This is a genomic window from Paracoccus sp. S3-43 (genome assembly GCF_029027965.1).
Classification (GTDB): Bacteria; Pseudomonadota; Alphaproteobacteria; order Rhodobacterales; family Rhodobacteraceae; genus Paracoccus.
Window position 1 is genome coordinate 472,988 of sequence record NZ_CP119082.1, and the last position, 19,262, is coordinate 492,249.

At 67.8% G+C, this 19,262-nt stretch carries 19 protein-coding genes; 6 read left to right on the forward strand and 13 right to left on the reverse strand.

The window, feature by feature from the left end:
• Nucleotides 1–11: 11 nt before the first annotated feature.
• Complete coding sequence (locus PXD02_RS02350; protein ID WP_275105357.1) at nt 12–464, reverse strand: c-type cytochrome; 453 nt, start codon at nt 462–464, stop codon at nt 12–14.
• A gap of 132 nt (nt 465–596) precedes the next feature.
• Here PXD02_RS02350 and PXD02_RS02355 point away from each other — a divergent pair, with 132 nt between their 5' ends.
• The gene (locus PXD02_RS02355; RefSeq protein WP_275105358.1) at nt 597–821 is read left to right on the forward strand and encodes a hypothetical protein; all 225 of its coding nucleotides are present in this window, start codon (nt 597–599) and stop codon (nt 819–821) included.
• 326 nt (nt 822–1,147) lie between these two features.
• Here the strand turns inward: PXD02_RS02355 and PXD02_RS02360 are convergent, their stop codons facing one another.
• Nucleotides 1,148–2,806 (reverse strand): alpha-amylase family protein, encoded by a 1,659-nt coding sequence (locus PXD02_RS02360; protein WP_275105359.1) that lies wholly within the window; start codon nt 2,804–2,806, stop codon nt 1,148–1,150.
• A 287-nt stretch (nt 2,807–3,093) separates the two neighbouring features.
• Complete coding sequence (locus PXD02_RS02365; protein WP_275106340.1) at nt 3,094–4,752, reverse strand: NAD+ synthase; 1,659 nt, start codon at nt 4,750–4,752, stop codon at nt 3,094–3,096.
• A gap of 123 nt (nt 4,753–4,875) precedes the next feature.
• Between PXD02_RS02365 and PXD02_RS02370 the strand changes: the two genes are divergently transcribed.
• From PXD02_RS02370 to PXD02_RS02385, 4 genes are all read left to right on the forward strand, one after another.
• A complete protein-coding gene (locus tag PXD02_RS02370) occupies nt 4,876–6,318 on the forward strand; it encodes an MORN repeat-containing protein (protein WP_275105360.1) in 1,443 nt (480 codons plus the stop codon).
• A 78-nt stretch (nt 6,319–6,396) separates the two neighbouring features.
• Entirely contained in the window at nt 6,397–7,074 is a 678-nt protein-coding gene (locus PXD02_RS02375; RefSeq protein ID WP_275105361.1) for a GntR family transcriptional regulator, read from the forward strand.
• Between the two features lie 10 nt (nt 7,075–7,084).
• Nucleotides 7,085–8,296 carry a mannonate dehydratase gene (gene uxuA / locus PXD02_RS02380; protein ID WP_275105362.1) on the forward strand — a complete coding sequence of 404 codons (1,212 nt, stop codon included), beginning with the start codon at nt 7,085–7,087 and terminating at the stop codon, nt 8,294–8,296.
• Nucleotides 8,296–9,204, forward strand: a complete 909-nt coding sequence (locus PXD02_RS02385; RefSeq protein ID WP_275105363.1) for a sugar kinase — start codon at nt 8,296–8,298, stop codon at nt 9,202–9,204. The genes uxuA and PXD02_RS02385 overlap by 1 nt, the downstream gene beginning before the upstream one ends.
• 205 nt (nt 9,205–9,409) lie before the next feature.
• On the opposite strand, the gene PXD02_RS02390 is transcribed toward PXD02_RS02385, so the two are convergent.
• Genes PXD02_RS02390 through uxaC form a run of 8 tightly spaced genes read right to left on the reverse strand, consistent with a single transcriptional unit; the run spans nt 9,410 to nt 16,944 of the window.
• Nucleotides 9,410–10,831, reverse strand: a complete 1,422-nt coding sequence (locus PXD02_RS02390) for a mannitol dehydrogenase family protein (protein WP_275106341.1) — start codon at nt 10,829–10,831, stop codon at nt 9,410–9,412.
• Complete coding sequence (kduD, locus tag PXD02_RS02395; protein WP_275105364.1) at nt 10,809–11,549, reverse strand: 2-dehydro-3-deoxy-D-gluconate 5-dehydrogenase KduD; 741 nt, start codon at nt 11,547–11,549, stop codon at nt 10,809–10,811. Before kduD ends, PXD02_RS02390 begins: the two co-directional genes overlap by 23 nt.
• Complete coding sequence (kduI, locus tag PXD02_RS02400) at nt 11,546–12,370, reverse strand: 5-dehydro-4-deoxy-D-glucuronate isomerase (protein ID WP_275105365.1); 825 nt, start codon at nt 12,368–12,370, stop codon at nt 11,546–11,548. Before kduI ends, kduD begins: the two co-directional genes overlap by 4 nt.
• A 13-nt stretch (nt 12,371–12,383) precedes the next feature.
• Nucleotides 12,384–12,665: a cupin domain-containing protein gene (locus PXD02_RS02405; protein WP_275105366.1), complete on the reverse strand. Its 282-nt coding sequence runs from the start codon at nt 12,663–12,665 to the stop codon at nt 12,384–12,386.
• Nucleotides 12,662–13,942, reverse strand: coding sequence for a TRAP transporter large permease (locus PXD02_RS02410; RefSeq protein ID WP_275105367.1), 1,281 nt, complete (start codon nt 13,940–13,942; stop codon nt 12,662–12,664). The genes PXD02_RS02405 and PXD02_RS02410 overlap by 4 nt, the downstream gene beginning before the upstream one ends.
• Nucleotide 13,943: 1 nt before the next feature.
• Nucleotides 13,944–14,477: a TRAP transporter small permease gene (locus tag PXD02_RS02415; RefSeq protein WP_275105368.1), complete on the reverse strand. Its 534-nt coding sequence runs from the start codon at nt 14,475–14,477 to the stop codon at nt 13,944–13,946.
• Between the two features lie 59 nt (nt 14,478–14,536).
• Nucleotides 14,537–15,514 (reverse strand): TRAP transporter substrate-binding protein, encoded by a 978-nt coding sequence (locus PXD02_RS02420; protein ID WP_275105369.1) that lies wholly within the window; start codon nt 15,512–15,514, stop codon nt 14,537–14,539.
• Between the two features lie 23 nt (nt 15,515–15,537).
• On the reverse strand, nt 15,538–16,944 hold the full coding sequence (uxaC, locus tag PXD02_RS02425) for a glucuronate isomerase (RefSeq protein WP_275105370.1): 1,407 nt from the start codon (nt 16,942–16,944) through the stop codon (nt 15,538–15,540).
• 82 nt (nt 16,945–17,026) lie between these two features.
• Here uxaC and PXD02_RS02430 point away from each other — a divergent pair, with 82 nt between their 5' ends.
• The gene (locus tag PXD02_RS02430) at nt 17,027–17,731 is read left to right on the forward strand and encodes a GntR family transcriptional regulator (protein ID WP_275105371.1); all 705 of its coding nucleotides are present in this window, start codon (nt 17,027–17,029) and stop codon (nt 17,729–17,731) included.
• Nucleotides 17,732–17,864: 133 nt separating this feature from the next.
• On the opposite strand, the gene PXD02_RS02435 is transcribed toward PXD02_RS02430, so the two are convergent.
• Both PXD02_RS02435 and exbD read right to left on the reverse strand, forming a co-directional pair.
• A complete protein-coding gene (locus tag PXD02_RS02435; protein WP_275105372.1) occupies nt 17,865–18,776 on the reverse strand; it encodes an energy transducer TonB in 912 nt (303 codons plus the stop codon).
• Nucleotides 18,773–19,261, reverse strand: a complete 489-nt coding sequence (gene exbD / locus PXD02_RS02440) for a TonB system transport protein ExbD (protein ID WP_275105373.1) — start codon at nt 19,259–19,261, stop codon at nt 18,773–18,775. Before exbD ends, PXD02_RS02435 begins: the two co-directional genes overlap by 4 nt.
• Nucleotide 19,262: the final 1 nt, after the last annotated feature.

Sequence of the window (19,262 nt, forward strand, 5' to 3'; positions counted from 1 at the left end):
TTCTCTCCCGCTCAACCGGCGTCGTTCGGCGGCCAGTTCTGCGTCTTGATCTTGCTGGTCCACAGCAGGAAGTCGGACAGGCCGCGGATGTCCTCGTCTTCCAGGTTGAACTGCGGCATCTGGCGGCGGCCCTCGATGCCGGACGGCTGCGCTTCCATCCAGGCCTTCAGCGTCTCGAAGGCGGCTTCGGGATCGTCCTGAACGCCCCAGCGGACCATGACATTGCCGACCTCGGGCGCGAAATAGGCGCCTTCGCCCAGGATCGAATGGCAGTTCACGCAGGCCTTGGATTCCCAGACATGCTTGCCGTGGACCACGCTTTCGGTCAGCGTTTCCTTGTCGGTCGAGACGTTGACGATATACCAGTGGCCGTGAATGAACAGGCCGATGAAGATGAGGATAAAGAACAGCGACCCGCCGTAAAAGATATTCCGGGCCATGCTCTTTGTCAGGACTTCGCGCATGGCGAGGATCTCCCGATAGTGTTGCGATGGCTGCACCATCGTCGCTTGGGGCGGGGCGGTCCTTGTCCAAAGTCAAAGAAGCCGCATTAAAACCGTGCAGGATGGGCACGGGGCGACGAAAGGGAAACGACCATGGACGATCGCTGGCCGGTCTGGAAACTTGCGCTGCTGCTCTATGTCTTCGCGGCGGGGGCGGTGGCGATCAACCTGTTCATGCTGGGGCTGCTGGGCCAGGCCGTCGGCCTGCCCGCGCTGTCGCCCGAGGCGTCGGTCCTTGCCGCGATCCCGCTGGGGATCCCCGCCGCCTGGGCGTCGGGGATGTGGGCGCGCCGGCTGATGGATCAGGCGACGTCCTGACGCGCCGGAAGCCTCGTCAACCGGCGCCTGCGGCCTTCGCGGCGTCCCTTTCGATGACGCTCTCCACCTGTGGCGCGGCGACGAAGCGCCATGCCCTTTTCGGCCCCGGTGGTCCGATGCACCTCGCCCTGGGTGCCGAAGGGCCTGCGAAGAAGACGGCTCATCGGGCGGCTCCTGCTTTGGACCTCAAATATCCTGGGTGTCCGGGGGCTGGCCCCCGGCCTTCGCCGTCGTCAGGCGGCTGCCGCCCGGTGCAGTTGTCCTGCAGGGCCGGGAACGCGGCGGGTGATCGCCAGCGGGCCAAGGGGCTGGTCGGCGGCATGGGTTCAGACGGCGCGGGCGCGGATGGTCATGGGATGTTGATGCGGCCATTTCGACCAGCGGAAATCATATCCGGGCAGGGTGATCCTCAGGCGGCCGTCCTGGCTGTCCAGGGCCTCGCCCAGAAGGGCGGCGGCTTGGCCCCGGCAGGTCGCGCCCAGATCCAGATCCAGCCGCGCGGGCTTGTCGGACAGGTTGTGCAGGATCACCAAGTCATGGTCGGCGGCGCCATAGCGCAGCGCGACCACGCCGTCCGGCGTATCGCCGAGGGGGCGGCATTCGCGCCACCCGATCGAGGGGTGTTCCAGCCGGATCGCGGCCAGCCGCGCGACATGGTTCAGCAGCGATCCGTCATCCTGCCACTGGTCTTCGGCATTCACCCGGTCCGGGCCGAAGGCGCCGGTCACGACGGGCTGCGTCAGCCGCGACTTGGCGGCAGAGGAAAAGCCGCCGTTGCGGCCCCTGGTCCATTGCATGGGGCTGCGCAGGGCGTTGCGGCCGGGCTGGGACAGATCCTCGCCCATGCCGATCTCATCGCCATAACAGATCAGCGGCGCGCCGGGCATCGCGAACAGCAGGCTGAACGCCATCCGCAGCCGGGGGCCGTCGCCGCCCAGCATCGGCGCCAGCCTGCGGCGCAGCCCGCGCCCGAAGATGCGCATGTCTTCGTCGGGGCCAAGGGCGGCGACGGTGTCGTCATAGCCGCCGGGATCCAGCCGTTCCAGGTCGGCCTCGTCCAGGTTGCGCAGGAAATTGGCCCAGACGCCGTTCTGGGGCGGCGGCGGCAGGCGGGCCAGCCCGTCCAGCAGCGGCCGGGCGCGGCCCACGGCCAGGGCGTGCAGCAGGTGGTTGTTCAGCGAAAAGTTCAGCATCGCGTTCATCTGCCGGCCGTCGAAGAATTCGGGCAGCACCGATTCGTCCTCGTCCACCTCGGACATGATGAGGGCGTCGGGGTTGCAGGCGGTGACATGGCGGAAGATGTCGCGCAGCACGCGGTGTTCGCGGTCCTTGCCGCCCTGCGGATCCAGCGGCTTTTCGATCATATGCGCGGCGGCGTCGAGGCGGAAACCGGCGATGCCGAAGCTCATCCAGAAGTCGATGATCCGTTCCAGTTCGGTCCAGACGGCCGGGTTCTCGTGGTTCAGGCTGGGCTGAAAGCGATAGAAGCGGTGATAGTAATATTGCTGCGCCACCGGGTCATGGGTCCAGATGGCGTCCTCCTGCCCCGGAAACATCGGCCCGCGTCCGGCGGTGGGCCGGGGCGGGTGGTCGGTCCAGACATAATAGTCCCGAAAGGGCGACCTGGCGTCGTGGCGGGCCGACAGGAACCAGGGATGGCGGTCCGAGGTATGCTGCGCCACCAAGTCCAGGATGACGCGGATCCCTCGGGCGCCGGCCTGGACCACGAAGTCCAGGAAATCGTCGAAAGTGCCGTAACGCGGATCGACTTGCAGATAGTCCGTGATGTCATAGCCGTTGTCGCGGTTCGTGGACGGAAAGAACGGCAGCAGCCAGACGCAGGTCACCCCCAGCCTGGCCAGGTGGTCCAGCCTGCCGGTCAGCCCGGCGAAATCGCCCACCCCGTCGCCGTCGCTGTCGCAGAAGCGTTCCACGTCGACGCCATAGATGACGGCGTTCTTCCACCATTCGTCCGCCTCGGCCATGTCCGCACCCCGCTGGCTGATCACACAGCGCAAGCCGCAAGGCTGGGGGATTGTTCCCAAAGGAAACTTTCGGCCTTGAGCCGGGATTCCCGCAGGGCAGGGATGACAAGGGCGGCCCATGACGCGCATCGGATACCACGCCTCGCACGAACAATACGACCCCCCGGACCCTGCGCGACCTGGCGATCCGGGCCGATCTGGGCGCGGACAGGATCTTCGTCCACAATGTCGGGCGCAATCAGGAAGCCTTCATCGACATGGCAGGCCGCGAACTGGTCGGACAGCCCTTACAGCTTGTCGCGCCAGCGGTTCACCAGCGGATAGCGGCGGTCCAGCCAGAACGCCTTGGTCGAGATGCGCGGGCCGGGCGCGGCCTGATAACGCTTCCATTCGCTGCCATACAACAGCCGTTCCACCTTTCGGACGGTTTCGGCCTCGAAGCCCCGTCCGACCAGATCGGCCAGCGACAGATCCTGTTCGACCAGCCCGTCCAGGATCGCGTCCAGAACCTCGTAGGGGGGCAGCGAATCCTGGTCCAGCTGATCGGGGCGCAGCTCGGCCGAGGGGGGCTTGCCGATGATCTGCGGCGGGATCACCTCGCCCGCCGGTCCCATCATCCAGTCGCGATGATGGGCGTTGCGCCAGCGGCAGGTTTCGAACACGCGGGTCTTGTACAGATCCTTGATCGGGTTATAGCCGCCGGCCATGTCGCCATAGATCGTGGCATAGCCCACGCCCACCTCGGACTTGTTGCCGGTGGTCAGCAGCATCCCGCCGAACTTGTTGGAGATCGCCATCAGCATCACCCCGCGCAGGCGGGACTGGATGTTTTCCTCGGTGATGTCGGGCTGCGTGCCTTCCATCAGATGCGCCAGGGCGGTGCCCACCGCGTCGCGCGCGCCGTCGATGCGCACCGTGTCCAGCCGCGCGCCAAGGCGGGCCGCGCAATCGGCGGCGTCGTCCAGGCTGGCCGGGGACGTGTATTCGCTGGGCAGCATCACGCAATGCACGTTCTGCGGCCCGATGGCGTCCGCCGCGATGGTCGCCACAAGCGCGGAATCCACGCCCCCCGACAGGCCCAGCACCACCTTCGAGAACCCCGATTTGCGCAGGTATTCGCGCAGGCCCAGCATCATCGCCTGGTAATCCTGTTCCCATTCGTCGGGCTGCGGCGCCATCAGGCCGGGTTCGGCCCGCCAGCCGTCGCCGGTCAGGGTGAAGTCGACATGGGCCAGCGTTTCGACAAAGGGCGGCAGTTGCACGACCTTGTGCCCTCCGGGGTTCAGCACGAAGCTGGCGCCGTCGTAAAGCTGGTCGTCCTGGCCGCCGACCATGTTGACATAGACCAGCGGCAGCCCGGTTTCCACGACGCGCCCGACCATGTGGCCCATGCGCAGATCCAGCTTGTTGCGGTGATAGGGCGAACCGTTCGGCACCACCAGGATCTCGGCCCCGGTTTCGGCCAGGGTCTCGGCCACGTCGGGCGCCCAGCCGTCCTCGCAGATGGGCGATCCGATGCGCGCGCCCGCCACCGGATAGGGACCGCTGATCGGGCCGCTGTCGAACAGCCGCAATTCGTCGAACAGCTGCTTGTGGGGCAGGCGGTGCTTCAGCACACGGGCCACCAGCTCGCCGTCCTTGAAGATCCAATAGGCGTTATACAGCTTGTCGCGGTCGGCCCATGGCCCGCCGATGCCGATGGCGGGGCCGCCGGTGCAGGCCGCGCCCAGGGCGCGGATCGCGTCCTCGGCCTGGCGGGTGAAGGCGGGCTTCAGCACCAGATCCTGCGTCTGATAGCCGGTGATGAACATCTCGGGCAGGGCCAGCATGTCGGCGCCCGCGTCGCGCGCGGCCTGCCACGCGTCCCGCGCCTTGGCGGCATTGCCGTCCAGGTCGCCCACGGTGGCGTTCAACTGACCGATGGTCAGGCGGAAACGGTTCGTCATCATGCAGCCCCTGGTCCTTCTTCCGTTCGTGATAGGCGATGGCGCGCAGAAGGAAAAGTCGGGCTTTGCGCATGCGGTTCCGCTGCGCTAGACCATGGGCAAAAGACAAAGGGCATTGTGGCGATGAAGGCGGCAAGTTGGGCGGCTGTTGTGGCGCTGTTGGCGGGGACCGTGGCGGCGGACGCGCAGGTCGTGACCAAGCAATACGACGACGGCGGCGTCTATGAGGGCACCTTCCGCAACGGCCGCCAGCATGGCCGGGGCAGCTATACCCTGCCGGGCGGCTATCGCTATGAGGGCGACTGGGTGGAAGGCGAGATCCTGGGCCAGGGCCGCGCCACCTTCCCGAACGGGTCCGTCTATGAAGGCCAGTTCGCAGAAGGCAAGCCCAACGGCAGCGGCACCATCACCTATGCCGATGGCGGCACCTACAAGGGCGACTGGGTGGCCGGAGAGATCACCGGCAAGGGCGAGGCGCGCTATGCCAACGGGTCGGTCTATGTGGGCGATTTCGTCAAGGGGCTGCACCAGGGCAAGGGCGTGCTGACCCAGCCGAACGGCTATCGCTATGACGGCGACTGGAACGCCGGGGTCAAGGAAGGCCAGGGCAAGATCACCTATCCCGACGGCGCGGTCTATGAAGGCGGGATGCTGGCGGGCCAACGGGCGGGCAAGGGCAGGCTGACCATGGCCGACGGCCTTGTCTATGACGGCATCTGGTCGGCGGGGCAGATGTCGGGCACGGGCGTTCTGGTCCAGGGATCGGGCGACCGCTACGAAGGCCAGATGCTGAACGGCCGCCGCGAGGGCCGGGGGGTTGCCACCTATGCCAATGGCGATGTCTATGACGGCGAGTTCAAGTCCGATCGCCGCCACGGCCAGGGGACCTTCACCGGGACCGACGGCTATGTCTATACCGGCCAATGGGTCGACGGCCGGATGGAGGGGCAGGGCCAGATCACCTATCCCGACGGGTCGGTCTATCGCGGTCAGATGAAGGCCGACCGCCCCGACGGCACCGGCAAGATCACCTATCCCGACGGCGCCACCTATGAGGGGCAATGGGCCGCGGGCGTGATCCAGGGCGAAGGCAAGGCCACCTATGCCAACGGCATGGTCTATGAGGGCGGGTTCAGGAACGCCCGCAACCACGGGCAGGGCCGGATGACCTATCCCGACGGCTACGTCTATACCGGCGCCTGGGCCGAGGGTCAGCGCCACGGAGAAGGCCAGGCAACCTATGCCGACGGCACCGTCTATACCGGCAGCTTCGTCAACGGCTTGCGCGAAGGCCAGGGCAAGCTGACCACGCCGGACGGCTTTGTCTATGAGGGCGGCTGGAAGGCCGGAGAGATCGACGGCAGCGGCGTCGCCACCTATGCCAGCGGCGACCGCTACGAAGGAAATTTTGTGGCCGGCAAGCGGCAGGGACAGGGCGTGATGCGCTATGCCAGCGGAGAGGTGGCGTCCGGCGAATGGGACCAGAACCGCCTGATCGAAAGCGACCCCGCCGCCGAGGGCCAGGCCGACACGCCCCCGATGCCCAACGAGGCGGCGAACCCCTAGGGACGTGCGGCAGGGCGCGGCCCGACATTTCGCTTCACTAGTATGGAAGTATGGTATAATAAGGCCACAGGAGGCATCATGGACATCGCCCGCATCACCATCGCGCTCAGCACCTCGGCCCAGGTCCACGACTGGCTGCGCAAGCGCGTGCAGCAGGGCGACCTGCCGCCCGGAATGCGCATCAGCGAAACCGAGGTCGCCGCCGCCATCGGCATCAGCCGCCAGCCGGTGCGCGAAGCCTTCATCCGCCTGGCCAGCGAGGGCCTGGCCGAGGTCCGTCCGCAGCGCGGCACCTATATCAGCAAGATCTCGGTCCAGGCGGTCCTCTCGGCCCGCTTCATCCGCGAGGCGGTCGAGGCCGACCTGGCCCGCATCGTGGCCGAGGCCCGCCCCGCCGAAATCCTGGACCGCATGGCGGACGAGATCGCCCGCCAGCACCATGCCGATGCCGCTGGATCGGTCGAGGATTTCATCGAATCCGACGACCGCTTCCACCACATGCTGGCGCTTGCCGCCGGGCAGGACGCCGTCTGGGCGGACCTGGAGCGGCTGAAGGCGCAGATGAACCGGCTGCGGCACCTGTCGATGCGCGCCTTCGACCGCAGCTTCACCATCGGCCAGCACCAGGCGATCCTGGACGCCCTGCGCCAGGGCGACGCGGATGCGGCGGAAGGCGCGATGCGCACCCATCTGCGCCAGATGCTGACCGAGGTGCCGCAGATGGCGGCGGCCCAGCCCGACTATTTCACCGCATAAGGAGCCCGCGATGCGACACACCTGGCGTTGGTTCGGTCCGAACGACCGCGTGTCGGTGGACGACATGCTGCAAGCGGGCGTCCAGGGCGTCGTGACGGCGCTGCATCACCTTCCCACGGGCGAGATCTGGTCGCCCGAACAGATCGCGCTGCGCCAGGCCCAGCTTGCCGCGATGCGCGACGGCGCGCCCTCGGGCCTGGAATGGGAGGTGGTGGAGAGCCTGCCGGTCAGCGAACAGATCAAGACCCAGAGCGGCGACTGGCGGGGGCATGTCGCGAACTGGACTGCATCCATGCGGAACCTGCACGCGGCGGGGATCCGGGTGATCTGCTATAACTTCATGCCGGTGCTGGACTGGACGCGCACCGACCTGGAATGGCGCCGTCCCACCGGCGCGCGCTGCATGAGGTTCGACCTGACCGACTTCGCGGCCTTCGACATCCACATCCTGGAACGCCCCGGCGCGGCCGAGGATTTCCCCGAGGATCTGCGCGCCGCCGCCGCCCGCCGCTTTGCCGACATGGATGACAGGGCGCGTCAGCAGCTTGCCGGAAACGTGGTCTTCGGCCTGCCCGGCGCGGCCGAGCATCTGACCATGGGCGATGTGCGCGATCTGCTGCAAACCTATGCCCCGGTGACGGACGCCGTGCTGCGCCGCCATTTCCACGACTTCCTGGAACAGGTGGCCCCGGTCGCGCAGGATCTGGGGATGCGGCTGTGCTGCCACCCGGACGACCCGCCCTTCCCGCTGCTGGGCCTGCCCCGCGTCATGTCGACCGAGGCCGATTTCGCCGAACGCATCGCCGCCGTGGACCTGCCCGCGAACGGCATCACGCTGTGTTCCGGCTCGCTGGGGGCGCGGCATGACAACGACCTGCCCGGCATGATGCGCCGCCTGGGCGACCGGGTGCATTTCCTGCATCTGCGCAATGTCCGCCGCGACAGCGACACCGTGCCCGCCAGCTTCTTCGAGGATGAACATCTGTCCGGCCAGACCGACATGGTGGCCCTGATCGACGCCATCCTGGCCGAGGAATCCCGCCGCCGCGCCGCCGGACGCGAGGACTGGCGCATCCCCATGCGCCCCGACCACGGCCAGGACATCCTGGACGATATCGGGCGCGGCGGCCAGCCGGGCTATCCGGCCATCGGGCGGCTGAAGGGGTTGGCGGAGCTGCGCGGGGTCGAACTTGCCCTGTCGCGTCAGCACCAGACCGCCTGATGCGGATCCTGTCGATCGGAGAGGCGATGGTTGAACTGGGCCAGGCGGACCAGCCGGGCCTGTGGCGGCTGGGGATCGCGGGCGACACGCTGAACACCGCCTGGTATCTGCGCCGCCTGTTGGGCGCGGACAGCCAGGTCGATTACCTGACGCGCGTCGGCACCGGGGCCTTTTCCCAGCGGATGCTGGATTTCTTGGCGGCCGAGGGGATCGGCACGGCCCATATCGGACGCGACCCTGACCGCGAGATCGGCCTTTACGCGATCAGCCTGAAGGATGGCGAGCGCAGCTTCGCCTATTGGCGCGACACATCGGCGGCCAGGCGGCTGGCGGACGATCCGGCGGTGCTGGACGCGGCGCTGGAGGGCGCGGCGGTCGCCTATGTCTCGGGCATCACCGTGGCGATCCTGCCGTCGGAAGGGCGCGCCAACCTTCGGGCGGCGCTGACGCGGGCGCGGGCGGCAGGGACGCGCGTGGTCTTCGACCCGAACCTGCGCCCCCGTCTGTGGGCGGATGCGGCGACCATGCGGCAGGGAATTTCAGACGCAGCGGCGGGGGCCGATCTGGTCCTGCCCTCTTTCGACGACGAAGCCACGCATTTCGGCGACGCCGACCCGCAGGCGACGGTCGCGCGTTATCTGGCGCTTGGGGCAGGGCAGGTGGTGGTGAAGAACGGCGGCGGGCCGATCCGCTTCGGCGGGCGGGACGGGTGCGGGGCCGTGACGGACCTTGTGCCCGAGGCGCCCGTGGACAGCACGGCGGCGGGCGACAGCTTCAACGCGGGCTATCTGGCGGCCTGGCTGACGGGTGCGGATTGCGCAGCAGCCATCGCGGCGGGCCATGCGCTGAGCCGCAAGGTGATCGGTCATCGCGGGGCCTTGGTGCGCGAGGCGGTAGCGACTGTCTGAAGCGTCGAACTGGCGAAGGCCATCGCCTTCGCCACGTCACGATACATAAATCCCGACCGGACGGGCCTCAAAGGCCCGGCCAGCGCCCGCCCCGCCCCGGCCTCTCGTGGTTGTTTGCTGAACCGTTTCCGGTTGCGCCGTCACGCAGCGGGCGGGGAAACGGATGCGTTTCCTGATTCCGCCCGGCCGACCGTGGGATGGGGTTTCACCCCACCGCTGCAACCCCCGCCACCATCGCCCGCGACCCGTCCCGCACCAGCCCCGACAGCGCCGCCGTCAGATCCGCCGCAAAGCCCGCATCCTCGCGCAGAGCGGGCGGGAACACCCCGGCCAGCCCCAGGAACCCCGCCACCGTCTGGGCCGGGTCGTCCCGCCACAGCGCGGCAAGGCGCGGGGCCAGCGGATCCTTGACCTCGATCGCCGCGCCCTGTTCGTCGCGCCCCGAGGCATAGCGCATCCAGGCCGCCACGGCCAAGGTCAGCCCCGGCACCGCGCGCCCCGCCGCGCGGCTTTCCGCGATGGTGCCCAGGATCCGCTGCGGCAGCTTCTGGCTGCCGTCCATGGCGATCTGCCAGGTCCGGTGCCGGATCGCCGGGTTGGCATAGCGCGCGGCAAGCGCATCGGCATAGGCGGCCAGATCCTCGCCCGGCGGAGGCGTCAGCGCGGGAATGATCTCGTCCCGCCACAGGCTGCGCACGAATCCGGCGAAGACCGGATCGGCCATGGTTTCGGCAATCGTTTCGTGCCCCGCCAGATAGCCCAGATAGGCCAGGCTGGAATGCGTGCCGTTCAGCATCCGCAGCTTCATATGCTCGAAGGGCGTGACATCCGCGACCATCTGCACGCCGACCCGCTCGAAAGCCGGGCGGGGACCGCAAAAATCGTCCTCGATCACCCATTGGCGGAAGGGTTCGTGCATCACCGGGGCTTCGTCGCGGGTGCCCGTCGCCGCTTCCAGCCGGTCCAGATCGGCCGGAGTCGTCGCGGGGACGATGCGGTCCACCATGGTCGAGGGGAAGGCGCCCGTCGCCTGGATCCACTCGGCCAGGGCCGGGTCGATCAGCCGGGCCAGATCCCCCACCACGCCCCGCACCACCCGGCCGTTTTCGGGCAGGTTGTCGCAGCACAGCACCGTGAAGGGCGGCAGGCCAGCGTCGCGGCGCGCGGCCAGGGCGCGGACCAGGAAACCGGGCGCGGAGCGCGGCAGCGGGTTGGCCAGATCATGCCGGATGTCGGGGTGGTCGGGGTTCAGGCGGCCGGTCGAGGGTTCGTGGCAATAGCCCTTTTCCGTCACCGTCAGGCTGACGACATGCGTGGCGGGCGAGGCCATGGCGTCCAGCACCGCTTGCGGATCCTCGGGCGCGACCAGCACGTCGCGCAGCACCTTCACCACCTGCGGAACCTCCCCATCCTGGCCAAGCTCGACCGCCGTATAGGCCCAGCCTTGCGGTTTCAGCCGGTCGCGTGTGCCGGGCGATTGCAGCGAGACGCCGGTGACGCCCCAGCCGCCCGCCTGGGCCACATAGATCGCCCCATGCGCGCGGAAGAAGGCGCCCAAGCCCAGATGGACGATGCCCCCCGCCGTGGCGGGGTCGCGGTAAAGCCTATCTGGCAAGCCAGCCTCCATCGACATTGAGGATCGCGCCGTTGATGTAATCGGACGCGGGCGCGGACAGGAACACGGCGGTCTGGCCGATATCCTCGGGGCGGCCCCAGCGGCCCGCCGGGATCCGGTCCAGGATGGCGGCGGACCGGGCGGGATCGGCGCGCAGGGCCTGGGTATTGTTCGTCTCGATATAGCCCGGCGCGATGGCGTTGACGTTCAGGCCCTGCGCCGCCCATTCGTTGGCCATCAGCTTGGTCAGGCCCGCCACGCCATGTTTCGACGCTGTATAGGACGGCACCCGGATGCCGCCCTGGAAGGACAGCAGGGACGCGATGTTGACGATCTTGCCCCGCCCGCGCGGCAGGGCCGCCCTGGCGAAGGCCTGGCAGGTGAAGAACAGCGCCTTGAGGTTCACGTCCATCACCTCGTCCCAGTCGGCTTCGGTGAAATCCACCGCATCGGCGCGGCGGATGATGCCGGCGTTGTTCACCAGAATGTCGATGCGTTCGGACGCGAACACGTCCCGCGCCGCCATCGGGTCGCTGAAATCCAGCCTCAGCGCGCGGCCCCGGTTTTCAGAAACCTGGCCGATCAGCGCCAGCGTCTCGTCGCAGTCGCGGCGGCCTGCGGCGATGACCTCGGCCCCTGCCTGCGCCATGGCGACGGCGATGGCCTGGCCGATGCCGGTATTGGCGCCGGTGACAAGCGCCACCTTGCCGTCCAGCGAGAACGGATTCACCGCAGATCCTCCGGCTGCACGAAGTCCATGTCGGTGTAATCCACGTTGTCGCCCGCCATCGCCCAGATGAAGGTATAGCCGCCGATGCCCCCGCCCGAATGGATCGACCAGGACGGCGAGATCACCGCCTGTTCATTGGCGACGAACAGGTGGCGGGTTTCCTGCGGCTCGCCCATCAGGTGCAGCACGCGCGATTCAGGCGCCATGCCGTGATACAGATAGGCCTCCATCCGCCGGTCGTGGACATGGCTGGGGATGGTGTTCCAGACCGACCCGTCCTCCAGCGTGGTATAGCCCAGCACCAACTGGCAGCTTTCCATGACCAGCGGGTGGATGAACTGCCGGATGGTGCGCTTGTTCGAGGTTTCCACCGCGCCGGTCTTCATCTCCTTGGCGTCCTGGACCGTGACCAGGCGGCAGGGCAGGGCGCGGTGCGCCGGGCAGGAGGTGATGTAGAACCGCCCCTTGCCGCTGAAGGTGACGGCGCCCGATCCCATGCCCAGATACAGCACGTCGCCGTTCTTCATCTCCCATGTCTGGCCCGCCGCCGTGACCGAGCCCGCCTCGCCGATATTGACGATGCCCATCTCGCGGCGCTCCAGGAAGGTCGCGGTCTTGGTTTCCTCGATCTTGTCCAGGGTGATGTCGGCGCCGTCGGGGACCGCGCCGCCCAGCACGAAGCGGTCGTAATGGGTATAGACCAGCCGGATCTCGGCAGCGGCGAACAGGCCCTCGGTCAGGAAATGCCGGCGCAGTTCGGCGGTGTCCATGCGCTTCGCGTGATCGGGATGGATCGCGTGGCGGGTTTCGACATGGGTCATCGGTCGGTCCTTCCTACAGAAAATCGTCGCGGCGGGGGGTGAAGCTGTCGATCAGCTCGCCCCCCTCAAGACAGGTGCAGCCGTGTTCGGCGCCGGACGGGATGATGAAGGCATCGCCCGGCCCGACCTCGAATGCGCGGCCATCGACATGGAAGCGATAGCGGCCCGACCGGACATAGGTCGACTGCACATGCGGATGGGAATGCGGCGCCCCCCGGTCGCCCGCCCGGAAGGCGAAGCGGACGACCATCAGGTCGGGGGCATGGGCCAGCACGGTGCGGACGGGATCGGTCATCTGAACACCCCCGGCAGCCACAGCGACAGGGCGGGAACATAGGTCACCAGCATCAGCACGATCAGGCCCGCGGCATAGAAGGGCCAGACGCTGCGCATCGCCTCCCATATGGAAATGCGGGCGACGGCGGCGGCGACGAACTGCACCGGGCCAAGCGGCGGGGTGTTCAGCCCGATGCCCAGATTCAGGATCATGATGACGCCGAAATGCACCGGATCGACGCCGAAGGCCGCGACCACCGGCAGGAAGATCGGCGTGGTGATGATGATCAGCGGCGACATGTCCATGAAGGTGCCCAGCACCAGCAGCACGATGTTGATCATCAGCAGGATCACGAAGGGATTGTTCGATACCGACTGCATCCAGTCGAGCGAGATCTGCGCCACATGCAGATAGGCCATCAGCCAGCCGAAGGCCCCCGCCATGCCGATGATCAACAGGACCATCGCGGTCGTGCGCACCGCCTGCTGGGTGGCGTGGACGAAATCCGACCAGGACATGCTGCGATAGACGACCATCGTCACCAGCAGCGCGTAAAGCACCGCGATGCAGGAACTTTCGGTGGCGGTGAAGATGCCCGACCGGACGCCGCCGAAGATGATGGCGATCAGCAGCATTCCGGGGATGGATTCCAGCAGGAAGCGGAACACGCGGGCAAAGCCGGGAAAAGGCTCGGTCGGATAGCCGCGCTGCCGGGCGACGGCATAGGCGGTGATCGACAGCGCGACCGCCAGCAGCAGGCCCGGAATGATCCCCGCCGTGAACAGGTCGGCGATGGAAATCCGCCCCCCGCCCGAGATCGAATAGATGATCATGTTGTGGCTGGGCGGAAGAAGCAGCGCGATCAGCGCCGCCATCGAGGTCACGTTGACCGCGTAATCGGCGCCGTAACCGCGCGCCTTCATCTGCGGGATCATGATGCCGCCGACCGCCGCCGCCTCGGCCACCGCCGACCCGGAGATGCCGCCGAACAGGGTCGATGCGGCGATGTTGACCTGTCCCAACCCGCCCCGGACATGGCCGATCAGCGACCCGGCGAAGGCCACGATCCGCGCGGCGATGCCGCCCCTGACCATCAGGTCGCCCGCGAAGATGAAGAACGGGATGGCCATCAGCGTGAAGACCGAAATCCCCGCCGACAGCCGCTGGAACACCACCAGCGGCGGCAGGCCCAGATAGCCGACGGTGGCCAGGCTGGAAATGCCCAGGCAGAAGGCAATCGGGGTGCCGATCAGCATCAGCAGCGTGAAGACGCCGAACAGGATCAGGTATTCCATGTCAAGCCTCGGTCATCAGGATGTCTTCGGCGTCGGGCGGCGTCTCGACCATGCGGCCCGACAGGCGGTTCAGCAGGTGTTCCAGCACGAACAGCGTCATCAGGACGCCGCCCGCGAACAGCGGCATATAGCCGAAGCCCCCCGGCAGCCGGATCACCGGCAGGGTGGAATCCCAGGTCCGGGCCATCAGCTGCCAGCCATAGACCGCCATGCCGATGCTGAAGGCCAGCACCGCCAGATCGGACAGGGCCTTCAGCCAGGTTCCCGCGCTGTCGGGCAGGAAGAACAGCAGCACGTCGAAGCCCATGTGAAAGCTTTCATGGACCCCCACGGCGGCTCCCAGGAAGATGAACCAGCTCATCAGCAGGATCGCCACGGGTTCGACCCACAGCAGGCTGTCGTTCATGACATAGCGCATGAAGACCTGCGCAAAGACGATGATGGTCATCGCCACCAGCCCGGTCCCCGCTAGCCACAGGCTGATCCGGGAAAGCCAGGCGTTCAAGCGCGACAATGCGGCGATGCTGCCTTGCATGGCGTCACCTTTCGATTGCGGAAAGGAAAGGCTCGCGACCGAGGCCGCGAGCCGATGCGTCACTGGGTTTCCTGGATGCGCCTGACCAGATCCTGCGCCTCGGGCGTGGTCACGTATTTCTCATAGACGGGGGCCATCGCCTCGATGAAGGCGGTCTTGTCGACGTCCTTGATGACCTCGGCGCCCGCGGCCACGACCTTGTCCTCGCTGGCCTTTTCCTGCTCGGCCCACAGGCGGCGCTGCACCGTGGCGGAATTCTTCGCCGCCGTGCGCAGGATGTCCTGATCCTCGGGGGTCAGCTTGTCCCAGGCGATCCTGGATACCGCGACCAGTTCCGGGACCATCAGGTGCTGGTCCAGGGTGAAATACTTCGCCACCTCGACATGGCCCGAACTGTCATAGGAGGGGAAGTTGTTCTCGGCCCCGTCGATCACGCCCGTCTGGATCGAGGAATAGACCTCGCCGTAAGGCATCGGCGTGGCATTGGCGCCAAGCGCCGACATCATGTCCACGAAGACATCGTTCTGCATGACGCGGAACTTCATGCCGGCCAGATCCTCGACCGACCGGATCGGCTTTTGCGAGTTATAGAAGTTGCGCGCGCCGCCGTCGTAATAGGCCAGCGCGATCAGATCCTTTTCGGCAAAGGCCGCCGCGATCTCCTCGCCGATGGGACCGTCCATGACGGCGTGCTGGTGGTCCTCGGACCGGAACAGATAGGGCAGGGACATCAGCTGCGTGACCGGCACGATGTCGTTGAACGACCCGAAGGATGCGCGGATCATGTCGATCACGCCGAACTGGGTCTGTTCGATGGTGTCCTTCTCCTCGCCCAGCTGGGCCGAGGGGAAGACCTCGATGCAGATGCGGCCCGCGGTCTTTTCCTTGACCTCGCTCGCCATGGCCTTGACGCCCTCGACGGTCGGATAGCCGTCGGGATGGGTGTCGGAGGACCGCAGCGTGATCTCGCAATCGGCGGCAGAGGCAAGGCTGGCCGAACACAGCAGGGCGGCAAGGGTGGTGGTGACGAACTTCATGGTTTTCCTCCCGTTGGTGAAGTTCAGAGTTTGTAGGCCTTCTTGGCGAGGCCGTAGGTCAACTGGTGCGCAAGCGCGGGCGCCTCGTCCGCGTGCAGGCGTCCGGTGGCGACCAGCGTCGCAAGGAAGCCGCAATCGACCCGCCGCGCGACATCGTGGCGCGCGGGGATCGAGCAGAAGGCGCGGGTATCGTCGTTGAACCCCACCGTGTTATGGAAGCCGGCGGTCTCCGTGGTCATCTCGCGGAACCGCCGCATTCCTTCGGGGCTGTCATGGAACCACCAGGGCGGGCCAAGCCGCAGGCAGGGATAGACCCCCGCCAGCGGCGCCAGTTCGCGGGAATAGGCGGTCTCGTCCAGGGTGAACAGGATCACCGTCAGGTCGGGGCGCATCCCCACCGCGTTCAGCAGCGGGCGCAGGGCGGCGACGTAATCGGTGCGGCCGGGAATGTCGAAGCCCTTGTCGCGGCCATGCACGGCCATCACCGGGCCGGAATGGTTGCGCCGCGAGCCCGGATGGATTTGCAGGACCAGCCCGTCCTCCAGGCTCATCCGCGCCATTTCGGTCAGCATCTGCCCGCGAAAGGCGTCGGCCTCATCCGCCGAGCAGGTGCCGCAGAGCGCCTTCTGGAACAGCGCGGCGGCCTCGGCCTGGGGCAGATCCTCGGTCCGGGCGCTGGCGTGGCCGTGGTCGCTGGAGGTCGCGCCGTGGTCCTTGAAGAATGCCCGCCGCGCCCGGTGCGCGTCCAGATAGCCCGTCCAGGTCGCGGTATCGAAACCGGTCTGCTGACCCAGAAGCGCCACGTTGTCGGCAAAGCCCGCCACCTGGGGGTCCACCACGCCGTCGGGGCGATAGGCGGTCACGACGCGGCCGCCCCAGCCCGAATCGCGGATCATCCGGTGCCAGCGCAGATCGTCGGTCGCGGCCTCGGTCGTGGCGATGACCTCGATGTTGAAGCGCTTGAACAGCGCGCGGGGGCGGAATTCGGGCCGCGCCAGGCAATCGGCGATATGGTCGTAATACCAGTCCGCCGTCTCGGCCGACAGCCGCCGGTCGATGCCGAAGACATGCTGGAAACTGTGGTCCAGCCACAGCCGCGACGGCGTGCCCGCGAACAGGTGGTAATGGCTGGCGAACAGCCGCCAGATGGCGCGCCCGTCCGTCCCGGTCGGACCTCCGTCGACGCGCGGCACGCCCAGGTCGGTCAGCGCCACGCCCTGCGACACCAGCATTCGAAAGACGTAGTGATCCGGCGTCACGAACAGTTGCGCGGGGTCGGGAAAGGGCTGGTCCTCGGCGAACCAGCGGGGGTCGGTATGGCCGTGCGGGCTGATGATCGGCAGGTCGCGTATCCCTGCATACAGATCGCGCGCCATGTCGCGGGCCCGCCCGTCCAGCGGAAACAGCCGATCCTCATCCAGCAATCCCATCCTCCCTCCCATCGAGCCGTGCTTGTTTTGCGTCTAGCCATCTAATATGCTAGTTTTCAAGAATGGTCAATCGGGTGCCGAGATGGCGTCATCACGCGGGCTTTCCAGGGTCGATCCGCCGGTTCTGGACGCAGGACGGTCACGCACCGTCACGGATCAGGTCTTCGACCTGCTGTATGAACGGGTCGTGACCCTGGTCCTGCCGCCCGGCGCCAGACTGTCCGAGGCCGAGATGGCCGCCCAGATGGGCGTCTCGCGCCAGCCGGTGCGCGACGCCTTCTATCGCCTGTCGCAACTGGGCTTCATCGAGATCCGGCCGCAGCGCGCCACCATCGTGACGCCGATTTCGGAAGATGCGGTCTTGCAGGCCTGCTTCATCCGCGCCGCGCTGGAAGAATCCTGCATGCGCGTCGCGGTGCGGCGCCTGACCCCCGACCACCTGGACGCCCTGGGGCGGCTGATCGACCTGCAAGACCAAGAAATCCAGGCGGGAAACCGCGCGGCCTTCCACGCCCTGGACGACCGCTTCCACCGCGACATCTGCACCTTCGCCGGGCTGGAATTCGTCTGGACGCTGATCCGCGACAGCAAGGGCCACATGGACCGGGCCCAGTACCTGTCGCTCTCTTATGGCAGCGAGACGGCCTTTGCCGAACATGGACAGATCCTGGAGGCCCTGCGCCGCCGCGACGGCGATGCCGCCGTCGCCGCCATCCGCCGGCATCTCAGCCGGATCGAGGGGATCCTGGCCCGCCTGCGCCTGGACCAGCCGCAGGTCTTCGGCTGAACGCCTGCCCTTTGCCTTGATGCAAATATCCTCGAGGGGAGCCGCCCGAAAGGCGGCCGGGGGGCAGACAGCCCCCCGCCTTCGTCTCCGCCGCACGCGTCCCGCCCCTGTTGGCCGACCCTATTGGCCTGCCCTATTGGATCGAGAACGGCTGCTGGAAATTATAGGACGCGTTCGTCAGGCTGGGCGGGGCTGCGGGGCAGCGGGCACGGCCCATGGCCCGCGCGATTTCCCTGTCGACGCGCGCATTTCCGGTCGATCCGCCCAGGGAGGCCGCCTGGACCCGCCCGTTCCGTGCGATCACCAGGTTCACCACCCCCCGCGATCCCCGCGCCCCCGACACGCGCGAGGCAGAGCGCAGGATGCAGGCGCCGACCTGCTGCTTCCAGCTTGCCTCGTCGCGGGCGCGTTGCTGGGCGCTGACCCCGGTCCTGCCGGTGGCGCCCTGCTGGCCTTGCTCGGCCCGCCGCGCCGGCTGCTGCCGGGCGGGCTGTTCCTGGCGCGGCTCGGCCTGGCGCTGCGGCTGCGGCTGCGGTTCGCGGCGCGGCTCGCGCCGAGGTTCCGGTTCGCGCTGCGGCTCGGGTTCCGGCGCGCGCTCGGGGCGGCGTTGCGGGCGGGCCGAGCTGTTCAGCACCACCTCGGGCGGGGTGTCCAGTTCCGGCGGCGCGGGGGGGAACAGTTCGGCCATGTCGTCCAAGGGCTCCAGTTCCGGCAAGGGCGGCAGCTCCAGCGGCTCGACGACTTCCTCGGGTTCCGGCTCAGGCCCAGGTTCCGGTTCGGGTTCCGGTTCGGGCTGCGGCTCCGGCTCGGCGGGGTCTTCGGCGGCCTCCTCGACCGGCTCCTCGGTCGGGGCGACGGCTTCCTCGGTCGGCGCCTCGGCAGGGGCCAGATCCACGAAGACGGGTTCCGGCAGGCCTGGCGGGGCGGCGGCCTCGGCCCGCTGCATGATCCACAGCGCGCCGCCCAGGTGCAGCGCCAGCACCAGGACCGAGGCGCCGCCCCACAGAGCGCCCTCGCGGATCGCGCGGGCGGCGCGGCCGCTCATCGCGCGGGTTCCGCCGGCGCAGGCGCGGCGGGCAAGGGATCGGCGCCGGACGCGGCAGGCCCGCCCGCCTGCGCCGATTCAAGCCCCACAAGCGCGATCTTCAGATAGCCGGTATCGCGCAGGGTGTTCATCACCTCCATCAGGTCGCCATAGGCGACCTCGCGGTCGGCGCGCAGGAAGATGCGCTGTTCGCGGTCGCCCTCGGTCGCGGCGGCCAGGGCCGCGGCCAGCCCGCCCGGCGCGATGTCGGTATTGTCCAGCGCCAGCGTCAGATCGGGCTTCACGGTCACATAGACGGGCTGGTCCGGGCGTTCAGCGGGCGTGGCGTTCGACACCGGCAGGTCCACGTTCACATCGACCGTGGCCAGCGGCGCGGCGACCATGAAGATGATCAGCAGCACCAGCATCACATCGATGAAGGGGGTGACGTTGATCTCGTGGTTCTCGACCAGATCGTCGCCCGACTCGCGGATCCCGCCTGCCATG